Raw genomic sequence first — 10,975 nt, 5'->3', positions numbered from 1 at the left:
GCAACTAGGCTCAGGACCCATTGATTTCCGGCAGGCCGGGCGGCTCACGGTTCGAAAACCGATCGGTGAGCATGTCTGGTCTTTTCCGGCTGACGGATGCGCAGATGCTGCGTCTTGCGCCCGTCTTTCCTGAATCCCACGGTAAACCCCGCATAGATGATCGGCGGGTCTTGAGTGGCATTATCTTCATCCATCGCAATGGGTTGCACCTAAGGGATACGGGCCGCACAAGACACTCTGCAATCGTTGGGAGCGCTGGAGCGATAAGGGCATCTTTGCCGAGACGATGGCCGATCTTGTCGCCGAACACGACGAGCAGAAGACGGTCATGATCCCCTTTCGGGACCTTGCCAGGCAATGCCCTGCCGGGCAGTGGACGCGACCGACCTGAAAGTGCATCGCACAGAGTCCAGCTTGGGCGTCAAAAAAAAGGGGGCGTGGACGCCTGATTCACTGCCCGGCAGCCGCATCCGAAGGATGCTGCCGAGAGGGGGCGAACTAAGGGCGGAAACAACGCAAGAAACCCGTTCGATACGACAAGCGTCGTAGCAAACGCCGCAACCGTATCGAGATTAGTTTCGGCAGATTGAAGGATTGGCGACATGTGGCAACGCGCTACGACCGCTGACTAAAAGTCCTTCTGCCTGCCACCGCACTCACAGCGATCGTCATTTACTGGCTATGAGGCCGGAGCCTAAGCTGTGTTTCACCCCAGAACCGCATGACATTTTGCTCAGCCGACAAGTTACCGGCCGCTGGGCGGATTCTTGCGCCTTGACTGCCGCGGGGTTGGAGAGCGGTTCGGCTGCGCCTACATATCTGGCAACACGAGACCATCGCATACGCGTGAACGTAAGGAAACCGATATGAGGAAGACAACCGTAGCTTGCCTGCTTGGTGGCGCATTGCTCTTGACAGCTTGCGGAGCCCCGACATCGCCAACTCAGGCTCAGGCGCAAAGTGACGCTCGGTGTGCTGCTGGCATTCTGGGGGGTGCCGCTGTAGGTGGCGTGTTGGGCAACCAGATTGGTTCAGGCACAGGTAAGACTCTTGCAACGGCGGCCGGTGCCGGGCTTGGAATGTACGCAGGCCAATCGGCTTGTAACTGACAAAATCACACCGACGTCAAAATGAGGGGCTTGCCGAAAAGCCAGCCCTTTCTTTGACTCTGCATAGTTATGCGCTGAGTCCCGGCGATGGAACCACGAAGGAAAACTTACTCAGTTTCCAGTGTGCTGTCTCGCTGAGTGCCGCTTCCCTTGCCGGGTATCATGTGTGCTGCGATTGTATTTGGCGCCTATGGTCGGAATGCAGGCTCTTAGTTTCCGGGTGAACTGTACGAATCCTGCGCGCCACGCAGGCACTCACTATGTAGTTTGCTATCGGTTTGTAGCTCCATTCCCCGAACATCGCTTCACTAATGCCGAAGTCCGCGTTCGGTACTAAGTCGCCTGTCAAATACACAAGGACGGCGCTGAATTGCTGAAAATTCAAAGCCTTACACTGCCCACAAAACTCGGGTTACTCCACTGTATAAGACCCCGGAATAGCGCCATTGCGCACCCGGATCGTATTCATGGGAAAGACCAGCCCGACCGATGCAGGGCTGACCGAACTTTAACCTGAACTTCAGATATGTAGGGCTTGACCCAGAGCCTTCAGACAAGCTTCCTGCAGGCCTTCGGACTGTGTCGGGTGGGCGTGGATGGTTGCGCCTATGTCCTCAAGGCAGGCGCCCATTTCGATGGCGAGCGAGAAAGCCGCCGAGAGTTCCGACATCTGCGCGCCGACAGCCTGAATGCCCACGACAGCATGGTCGCTTTCGCGCCAGACCACGCGGACAAATCCGTCTTCTCGTTCGCATGTCATGGCCCGACCATTGGCCGCCAACGGAAAATCGCTGGTCTTTGTGCCGTCAATCTCGCCGGGCATTGCGCCACAGGTGACGATCTCGGGGTCGGTGAAACAGACTGCAGGGATCGCGCGTTTGTCCCACTCGACGATGTGACCCGCGATATGTTCGGCTACCATTTCGCCCTGCGCCATAGCGCGATGGGCGAGCATGGGTTCACCTGTGACGTCCCCGATTGCATAAATGCCCCGCATCGAGCTCTGGCAGGTCTCATCGATCTGGATGAACGGCCCGTCCATGGTTAGCGACAGTTCCTCAACCCCGATGCCATGGGTGCGCGGGCGGCGGCCGACGGTCACCAGGACCTTGTCGGCCACAACATTGCCCTGATCCGTGGCCAGAACACCATCAGAAAAGCCTTGCACCTTGGTGTCGGTCATGACCGTGACATTCAGGGCCGACAGACGTTTCGACACCGGTGCGGTTAGCTGTTTGTCATAGGTGGGCAGGATGCGGGCTTCGGCCTCGACCACCGTGACCTTGCTACCCAGCTTGGCAAAGGCCGTGCCCAGTTCCAGCCCTATGTAACCGCCGCCAACAACGGCAAGGCTTTCGGGTACGTCACCCAGCGCCAGAGCTTCGGTCGAAGACAGGATATCGCCGCCAAAAGGCAGGAAGGGGAGTTCGACCGGGGCCGAGCCCGACGCGATGACGATGTATTCAGCAGTGATTTCACGGCTCTCGCCATCAGTATCGCTGACCAACACGGTCTTTCCATCCAGAAACCGGGCGCAGCCCGACACGAACCTGACGCCTGTCTTTTTCATCAGGCCTGAGACACCGGTATTCAGCCGTTTGACGATGCCGTCTTTCCAGGCAACAGTCTTGGCGAGGTCAATTTTCGGGGCTGGGGCGGTGATGCCCAACGGGCCGTCATTGACCGCTGTGATCCGGTGAAACTCGTCGGCTGCATGGATCATCGCCTTGGAGGGGATACAGCCCACGTTCAGACAGGTTCCGCCGGGCTTGGCCTCGTCCACTACGATCGTGTCGATTCCCAACCGACCCGCACGAATGGCGCAGACATACCCGCCAGGACCAGCGCCGATGATCAGCAACTTACATTTCAGGTCCGACATTCAGCCCTCCACAAACAACATGGCCGGGGTTTCCAGCAGGGATTTCAGTTTCTGCACGAAGACCGCCGCATCCCAGCCGTCGACCACGCGATGATCGAAGCTGCACGAGATGTTCATCATCTTGCGCGGCTGGAACTGTTGGCCGTCCCAGACCGGGCGGATCTGCATTTTGTTGACGCCCACAATGGCTACTTCGGGGTGATTGATGATCGGCGTGGTGGCCAGCGCACCCAAGGGCCCGAGCGAAGTGATGGTGATGGTGCCACCCTGCAATTCCTCGCGCTTGATCGTGCCCTCGCGGGCGGCTTCGGCCAAGCGGGTCAGCTCGGCGGCATTGTCCCACAGGCTACCCGCTTCGGCATGGCGGATCACCGGCACGTTCAGCCCGTTTGGTGTCTGGGTAGCGATGCCGACATGCACCCCGCCATGGCGATGGATGATGCCGGCCTCATCATCGAAACGCGCGTTCAGTCCGGGCTGTTCGCGCACCGCTTCAACAATCGCGCGCATCAGGAACGGCAGCATGGTGAGTTTTGGCCTGTCGCCCTTGTGCTTGTCATTCAGCGCCACCCGCAGGGCGTCGAGCGCCTCGATTTCGACCTCTTCTACGATGGTGATATGCGGAATCTGGCGTTTCGAAAGCTGCATCTTTTCGGCGATCTTGCGCCGCATGCCGATGACACGCACCTCTTCGATGCCGGTATTGGCGCCACGGGTGATCTGACCCTGCTGAATGCCGCCCGAAGCAATCCACTGATCCAGATCGCTGTGGCTGATCCGCGAGGCCGGACCGGACCCCGGTACCTGGCGCAAGTCGATCCCTTCTTCACGGGCACGAGCGCGTACCGAGGGTGAGGCCAGCGGCTTGGTGCCTTGGGCTCGTGCCACGGCAGGTGCGGCCCGCTCGGGTGCCTTTGCGGGTTCAGGCTTGGGCTCGGCCTCTGGCTCTGGCTCAGGTTCCGGCTCAACGTCGGGCGCCTCGGCCATAGCAGGCGCGTCGCCTTCGTTGCCTTCGCCGTCGACCTCGATGCGGATCAGTGTGGCACCAACGGCCATCAGCTCGCCGATCTCTCCACCCAGTTCCAAAACCTTGCCATTCACGGAGGATGGCACCTCGACTGCGGCCTTGTCGGTCATCACCACAGCCAGAATGTCGTCTTCTCTGACAATATCGCCAGGCTTGACTTGCCATTCGGTCAACTCGGCTTCGGCGATACCTTCGCCAATGTCCGGCAGGCGGATTATGTGCACGCCCATGGCTCAGTCCTCCATGACGGTGTTGAGGGCTTCACCCACCCGCATTGGGCCCGGGAAATACTGCCATTCCTGGGCATGCGGATAAGGTGTGTCCCAACCGGTTACCCGGATAATCGGTGCTTCGAGGTGATAGAAGCATTCCTCTTGCACAAGGCTCAGCAGCTCGGCGCCAAAGCCGCAGGTGCGCGTGGCTTCATGCACGATCACACAGCGACCGGTCTTCTTCACCGAGGCGGTGATCGTATCCAGATCCAACGGCATGAGTGTCCGCAGGTCGATCACCTCGGCGTCAATGCCGGTTTCCTTCGCGGCGGCCTCGGCCACGTAAACCATGGTTCCGTAGGCCAGCACGGTCACATCCGCCCCCTCGCGGGTGATCTTTGCCTTGCCCAGAGGCACGAGCTCATCGCCTTCGGGGACATCGCCTTGGGCATGCTTTTTCCAGGTTGTCAGCGGCTTGTCGTGATGTCCGTCAAAGGGCCCATTATAAAGCCGTTTAGGTTCCAGGAAAATCACCGGATCAGGGTCGGCAATCGAGGCAAGCAACAGCCCTTTGGCGTCCGCGGGGTTGGACGGCATCACCACCTTGAGGCCCGACACATGGGTAAACAGCGCCTCCGGGCTCTGGCTGTGGGTCTGGCCGCCGAAGATACCGCCGCCCGTGGGCATGCGGATGACAAGCGGACAGGTGAAATCGGCGTTCGAGCGGTGCCGCAGGCGCGCGGCCTCACTCACGATCTGGTCATAGGCGGGATAGACATAATCGGCGAACTGAATCTCGATCACCGGTTTCAGTCCATAGGCGGCCATCCCTATTGCGGTGCCGACGATGCCGCTTTCGTTGATCGGCGCGTCAAAGCAGCGGCTCTTACCGTATTTCTCCTGCAAACCCGCGGTGCAGCGGAATACCCCGCCGAAGAACCCTACATCCTCACCAAACACCACCACACGGTCGTCGGCCGCCATGGCCACGTCATGGGCATCTCGAATGGCTTCGATCATTGTCATTTGGGCCATCTCTCAATACCCCGCTTGCTGGCGTTGCCGGATCAGATGAGGCGGCATCGTTTCATAGACACCCTCGAACATGTCGCGCGGCGATGGTGCCTTACCGTCGCCCAGGGTGCCGACGCTCTCGGCCTGTTTCTGCGTTGCTATGACCTCATCCATAATTTCGGCTTCGGCCTGCGTATGGCGTTCGTCTGACCATTCGCCGATCGTTATCAGATGCTGCTTCAGCCGCTCAATCGGATCGCCCAGCGGCCAGGCGCTGGCTTCCTCACCCGAACGATAGGCCGAGGGATCGTCAGACGAAGAATGCCCGCCCGCGCGGTAAGTCACATACTCGATCAAGGTCGGGCCCAGCCCCCGGCGCGCGCGTTCGGCGGCCCATCCGGCGACCGCATGAACGGCTAGATAGTCGTTGCCATCGACACGAAGCGAGGGGATGCCGAACCCATGACCGCGCGCGGCAAATGTACCGACGCCGCCTCGGGCAATCCCCTGAAAGGTCGAAATAGCCCATTGGTTGTTGACGATGTTCAGAACCACCGGCGCCTTGTAGGTTGAGGCAAACACCATCGCCGCGTGAAAATCGCTTTCCGCAGTTGAACCGTCACCAATCCAGCCAGCGGCAATCTTGGTATCCCCCGAAATGGCCGAGGCCATGGCCCAGCCCACCGATTGCACGAACTGCGTGCCCAGATTGCCTGAGATCGAAAAGAACCCGTGTTCTTTCGAGGTGTACATGATGGGCAACTGCCGTCCGTGCAGCGGGTCATCAGCGTTGGAATAGATCTGGTTCATCATCGTCAGCATCGGGTAGTCCACTGCAACCAGCAGACCGGCCTGACGATATGTCGGGAAGTTCATATCACCGGGGCGCAACGCACGCGCAAAGGCACAGCTGATCGCCTCTTCGCCCAGATGCTGCATATAGAAACTTGTCTTGCCCTGGCGCTGCGCCATCAGCATACGCTTGTCAAAGGCGCGCAGGGTCAGCATATGGCGCAAGCCCGTACGCAGCTCATCAGGCGTCAACGCACCTGCCCAGTCGCCGATGGCCTGGCCCTCTTTGTTCAGAACCCGAACAATCGAAAAAGCCATGTCACGAATGTCATCCGCGGCCACGTCGATCGGCGGCCGTGGAACCTCACCAGCGCGGGGAATTTCGAAATCCGAGAAATCCGGCGTATCGCCTGGACGGCAGCCCGGTTCAGGTACGTTTAGCGAAAGCGGTTTGGATTGTTCGCTCATGCTGCCCCCTCCTGTTGATGGCCGCGTGCACGATCCAGAATGTCACCGACAATCTGATCGGCGACCCGTGTGGTCGATTGGCCGGTGCGTTTCGAGGTTTCCAGAATCTCGGCAATTCGCGTCGCGACCTCCTTGAGCCGGGCTTGGCGATATGCCTCACCGGCTTTGTGGATTTCACCTGCCACGCTGATGATGCCGCCTGCATTGACCACATAATCGGGCAGATAGCGTATTCCCCGCGCGCTAAGGGTCTCAGCAACAGAGTCTTCGGCCAATTGGTTGTTGGCCGCGCCACAGACCAGCCGCGCCGACAGTTTCTGCGCGCTGTCATGGGTCAGAATGCCACCCAGAGCGCAGGGCGCAAAGATGTCCATTTGTGCGTCAAAGACCTGATCTACAGGGCAGATATCCGCACGCAACTGGTCGCGGGCCAGATCCAGCGCGGCCTGATTGATGTCTGATACGATCAGCGACGCACCAGCAGCATACAGTTTTTCCGCCAGGCTCATGCCCACGTGTCCCAGACCCTGAACAAGCACGCGGCGCCCGGTCAGGTCGTCGCTTCCGAAAACGTCTTGCGCGCCAACCTTCAGGCATTGGAATACCCCTTCGGCGGTAAAGGGTGACGGGTCACCGTTCCCATGCTCACCCCCTTCGAGACCAACGGCGAAATCCGTTTCCTCGGCCACAATCCGAATGTCTTCGGGCGAGAAGCCCACATCTTCGGCCGTATAGTACTGCCCCTCCAGCGCATCGACCACGCGGCCAAAGGCGCGCAGCATTGCCGGAGTTTTGTCTTCGCGGGCATTGCCGATGATCACCGATTTGCCACCGCCCAGCCCGAGCCCGGCCATAACGTTCTTGGCCGTCATGCCGCGTGCTAGTCGCAGCACGTCCTCGCGGGCAGCCTCCCGACTGTCGTAAGCCCACATTCGACAGCCACCCGCCGCCGGGCCGCAAACTGTCGAATGCAAACAGATGTAAGCCTGCAACCCGCTGCTGGAATCCTCGGCAAAGATCAGACGTTCATATCCGGGCGGCGGGGTTTCTTCCGTGATGATGAGGGGCATGGTTTCACCATTGGTTTGCATGGCAGGGATGTAGTCAATTCGATCCGTCGGGATCGTCACTTCCAGCCTATGGTCCTGTGCTGGGTTGAAAAACCGCTTTTCCAAGGTATTTTGAAATAATCTGAGTGGAATACACTACAAATCAAAGGATTCATGGTGCCTTATACTACTGATCAAGTAGATCGAGAGATTCTTCGCGCGTTGCAAGAGGATGGACGCATGTCATTGGTCCAACTGTCTGAACGTATTGGTCTGTCCGCCACACCTTGCAAACGCCGGTTGGCGCGCCTTGAAGAATCTGGGTTGATTTCGGGCTATAGCGCCCGCATCGACCGCAAAACGGCAGGCTTTCCGATCACAGCTTTCGTCTCGGTCGAATTGGAGAGGCAGGACGCCGAAAAAGTGGTGGACTTCCAGCGTCAGGTTGCCCTGTTTGACGAAGTGGTGACTGGAACGTTGATGACCGGCGCACAGGATTTCCTGTTGGAAGTTGCGGTTGAAAGCCTTGAAGAGTTTGAGACGTTCCTACAAACGAAACTCATGCGGCTACCGGGATTACGAGTGGTGCGTTCACGGTTTGCTTTGCGCCAATTCATCAGTCGAACGCGCATCCCATATTGAGAGCACAAGCGCCGTCCGTTGCGCAAATTCAAGCCGGAATATCCACTGATGCTGCGATACATCCGATGTCCGCAAAAAGCTGCAGAGCAGGCATAGGGCGAATTATCTTTTCGGAATAGGACGCTCAAAAACCGCTAGCGGGCCATTTCAGATTTAGTCGTCTTGCGCTGCTAGGTGATCCAACAACCGAGTTCGGAGCTCACGCCCCTGTTCTGACGACGAGAAGAGGAAGAGAACGATTCTCGCAGACTTTCAAGCGGATGCGAAGCTTGCAAAAATCCGCCGCTCTTTCCGAGTGGCGCAATCTTCTCATGGTATTCATAGCTGACCTACTGGCGTAGCCGAGGCCGGATTGGGATTGTCCGAAAGTGACCCTAAGTAAGCAAAACTTTTAAAATTCAAGAAAATGTATATAATCCACCGAATTACGCCAAAAGATTGTCTCGTTCACGGGGCGCGTCATGGGGGGCAAAAAAGCAAATACTTCCCAGGGGAAGGGTAGCGAGTGGCATGCCTCGATGTCGGTCGCCTTGGCGCTTGGGCTGGGCTTCTTTGTTCTTACTTCCGTCGCAGGTGTATTGGGTGTGGGTCTGGTTGTTGGCTACCGCAATACTTCGGATTTGCTGACACAGAAGGCGCAGCTTATCATCGGCACCCAACGCCAACAGGTAGAGCGCTATCTGACAGCAGCTTCTGACCAAGTCGATTTTATCGCGAGCAGGATTGCCTCGGGAGAGGTGGAGGCGGACGGATCAGAAGAGTTTGTTAGCCTGTTGCTTGGCGCCGTTTCAGCGACCCCTCAGATTGTTCGGATACAATTCATTGACAGAAAGCAAATTCTGACAGGCGTTGAACGTACCCAAGAAGAGACCCTACCCATTTTCCTAAAGCTCGGGGACGATGTCGATCTGCGCCACCTTATCGATGAAGCGGTTGAAACCGGAAAAGCTAGTTGGGGCAATATTCTTTGGCGCGAAGAGTACGGTCAGTCGGTGCTGAGTTACCAAAGTCCGATCATTCAAAAAGGTAGAATAATCGGGGTCTTATCAGCTTGGGTTTCGGTCGTGAAACTTTCTGAATTTTTGGCTGATCAGGAAATGGAGTTCGGTGCAAATGTGTTCATGCTGTACGGTAGAAATGCCGTATTGGCCCACCCGCTCATGGCATTTGGTTATGCTGGTTTGAATCGTGCGGCACCACTTCCGCAGCAAGACCGTTTCTCCGATCCAATCGTTTCGGCCATGTGGCAGCCGAATGATCACCTTAGCGTCGCAAAGTACTTTCTGACCGGCGCGAACACTCGTTTCGTATCCTACGCTGATTGGGAGTATGTCATATTCTTTGAAGAGCTGACCAACTATGGCGATCAAGCACTTACCGTAGCCACATATTTTGAAACCCATGACATCATTGCGGAAGCAGCTCGATTAAGATGGGCGATTTGGTTCTGCGCTATAATGGCGGTCATTTCGGCCGGGGTGGCGGCTTTGATCGGTCAGAAAATTGCCAAACCCGTGCGGCGGCTGTCCGACAGCGCAAAGCGTGTACATGATCTGGATATTTCGAATATTGCCGAAATCGAAGGGTCCTTCTTCCGAGAACTGGATGAGGCGGCACGATCATACAATTTCATGCTTGAAGGCCTGCGCTGGTTTGAACTCTATGTGCCCAAGCGTTTGGTCCGCCAATTGATGCGCCACCACGCAGGTAAACAGATCAACTCATCTCACCGAGATGTCGTCATTATGTTTACGGATATTGTTGAGTTCACGACACTGTCGGAACATCTTACGGCTTCTCAAACGGCATTGTTCCTGAATGACCACTTTGCTGGGCTGGCGGACTGCATCCAGAAAAACTGCGGCACTATCGACAAGTTCATCGGAGATTCGGTTATGGCTGTCTGGGGCGCCTTAGAACATCAGGACGATGCGGCCGATCTGGCTTGCCAGGCAGCAATTGAGATCGCTCATTGGATTCAGAAATATAACCAAAATGAACGAATAGCGGCTGGCTTGCCCTATTCTGTCAGATTACGCATAGGGCTCCACATCGGTCGCGTGGTTATTGGGAACATCGGCAGTGAAGGGAGGCTGAGCTATACTGTCGTTGGTGACGCAGTGAATGTCGCGCAACGTTTGGAAGAAGCCGGAAAAGTATTGGGTGATACCCAAGCTGAAGCGAATATTCTTGTTTCCAGCTCTGTTCGTAGCGCCTTGGTCAAGCCAATAGAATTCAAGCGCATCGGCGCACACAAGCTTCGCGGCAGAGACGAGCTGGTGGAAATTTATTCTCTGACAATAAACTAGTCGCGAAACCTGAATTTCGTATAGGACGGTTAGCTGGCTCTGGGGCAATCAGCTAATATTGGAAGAATACCGACAGAACACGGGCCAGGGTGCAGACTGTTATGAAAACCAGGCTCGTTTGATAGCCGTGATGACAATAAAACAAATGTGCTGAGTTTCATCTTTGTCCGAAGAACACCCGTGCACTGGCACCAAACGCCCAGCCGCCGGTGAATGGCCGCTTTGGGCTGACAGTGAACAAGACCGGAAATCACGTACAAGCTTTGGTAAGCTGGCGTAGGCCGTAAAAAGGATGGCCACTAGAGGCATTTGTCGGTGCTGCTAGCCCCAAGTGCAACTTTCCCAAACTGGACGTTCAGCCAAGGCCAATCAAGACGGTAGCACAATCAGCGCTTTTGGGGATTGGAGCACCTGACTAGCGTTTGTACAGGCTTCGGCGCCGATGTTTGCGTTATTCACCAGCAGGGCAGA

At 57.0% G+C, this 10,975-nt stretch carries 8 protein-coding genes and 1 pseudogene; 4 read left to right on the top strand and 5 right to left on the bottom strand.

The window, feature by feature from the left end:
• Window positions 1–71: 71 nt before the first annotated feature.
• Together GOX88_RS12390 and GOX88_RS23655 are read left to right on the top strand one after the other, a co-directional pair.
• Window positions 72–628 (top strand): annotated as a pseudogene (locus tag GOX88_RS12390) (transposase).
• Window positions 629–866: 238 nt separating this feature from the next.
• The gene (locus tag GOX88_RS23655; RefSeq protein ID WP_170401998.1) at window positions 867–1,109 is read left to right on the top strand and encodes a glycine zipper 2TM domain-containing protein; all 243 of its coding nucleotides are present in this window, start codon (window positions 867–869) and stop codon (window positions 1,107–1,109) included.
• Between the two features lie 520 nt (window positions 1,110–1,629).
• Here GOX88_RS23655 and lpdA read toward each other — a convergent pair.
• The 5 genes from lpdA to GOX88_RS12360 are packed head-to-tail and all read right to left on the bottom strand — an operon-like array spanning window position 1,630 to window position 7,574.
• Window positions 1,630–2,991 (bottom strand): dihydrolipoyl dehydrogenase, encoded by a 1,362-nt coding sequence (gene lpdA, locus GOX88_RS12380; protein ID WP_170401995.1) that lies wholly within the window; start codon window positions 2,989–2,991, stop codon window positions 1,630–1,632.
• Window positions 2,992–4,248, bottom strand: a complete 1,257-nt coding sequence (locus GOX88_RS12375; protein ID WP_170401992.1) for a dihydrolipoamide acetyltransferase family protein — start codon at window positions 4,246–4,248, stop codon at window positions 2,992–2,994. It lies immediately after the preceding gene.
• Between the two features lie 3 nt (window positions 4,249–4,251).
• Window positions 4,252–5,265 (bottom strand): alpha-ketoacid dehydrogenase subunit beta, encoded by a 1,014-nt coding sequence (locus tag GOX88_RS12370; RefSeq protein ID WP_170401989.1) that lies wholly within the window; start codon window positions 5,263–5,265, stop codon window positions 4,252–4,254.
• Window positions 5,266–5,268: 3 nt separating this feature from the next.
• Complete coding sequence (locus GOX88_RS12365) at window positions 5,269–6,504, bottom strand: 3-methyl-2-oxobutanoate dehydrogenase (2-methylpropanoyl-transferring) subunit alpha (RefSeq protein WP_170401986.1); 1,236 nt, start codon at window positions 6,502–6,504, stop codon at window positions 5,269–5,271.
• On the bottom strand, window positions 6,501–7,574 hold the full coding sequence (locus tag GOX88_RS12360; protein ID WP_170402236.1) for a Leu/Phe/Val dehydrogenase: 1,074 nt from the start codon (window positions 7,572–7,574) through the stop codon (window positions 6,501–6,503). The genes GOX88_RS12365 and GOX88_RS12360 overlap by 4 nt, the downstream gene beginning before the upstream one ends.
• A 153-nt stretch (window positions 7,575–7,727) precedes the next feature.
• Between GOX88_RS12360 and GOX88_RS12355 the strand changes: the two genes are divergently transcribed.
• Window positions 7,728–8,195, top strand: a complete 468-nt coding sequence (locus GOX88_RS12355; protein WP_170401983.1) for an Lrp/AsnC family transcriptional regulator — start codon at window positions 7,728–7,730, stop codon at window positions 8,193–8,195.
• Window positions 8,196–8,656: 461 nt separating this feature from the next.
• Entirely contained in the window at window positions 8,657–10,504 is a 1,848-nt protein-coding gene (locus GOX88_RS12350; protein ID WP_170401980.1) for an adenylate/guanylate cyclase domain-containing protein, read from the top strand.
• Window positions 10,505–10,975 lie beyond the last annotated feature (471 nt).

The organism is Ruegeria arenilitoris, assembly GCF_013030985.1.
In the GTDB taxonomy this organism is placed as follows: Bacteria; Pseudomonadota; Alphaproteobacteria; order Rhodobacterales; family Rhodobacteraceae; genus Ruegeria; species Ruegeria arenilitoris_B.
This window is presented reverse-complemented; position numbering and strand designations above follow the sequence as displayed.

Coding starts and splice junctions, on each gene's coding strand:
- GOX88_RS23655 (WP_170401998.1), top strand. CDS start 867: ATGAGGAAGACAACCGTAGCTTGCCTGCTTGGTGGCGCATTGCTCTTG.
- lpdA (WP_170401995.1), bottom strand. CDS start 2,991: ATGTCGGACCTGAAATGTAAGTTGCTGATCATCGGCGCTGGTCCTGGC.
- GOX88_RS12375 (WP_170401992.1), bottom strand. CDS start 4,248: ATGGGCGTGCACATAATCCGCCTGCCGGACATTGGCGAAGGTATCGCC.
- GOX88_RS12370 (WP_170401989.1), bottom strand. CDS start 5,265: ATGGCCCAAATGACAATGATCGAAGCCATTCGAGATGCCCATGACGTG.
- GOX88_RS12365 (WP_170401986.1), bottom strand. CDS start 6,504: ATGAGCGAACAATCCAAACCGCTTTCGCTAAACGTACCTGAACCGGGC.
- GOX88_RS12360 (WP_170402236.1), bottom strand. CDS start 7,574: ATGCCCCTCATCATCACGGAAGAAACCCCGCCGCCCGGATATGAACGT.
- GOX88_RS12355 (WP_170401983.1), top strand. CDS start 7,728: ATGGTGCCTTATACTACTGATCAAGTAGATCGAGAGATTCTTCGCGCG.
- GOX88_RS12350 (WP_170401980.1), top strand. CDS start 8,657: ATGGGGGGCAAAAAAGCAAATACTTCCCAGGGGAAGGGTAGCGAGTGG.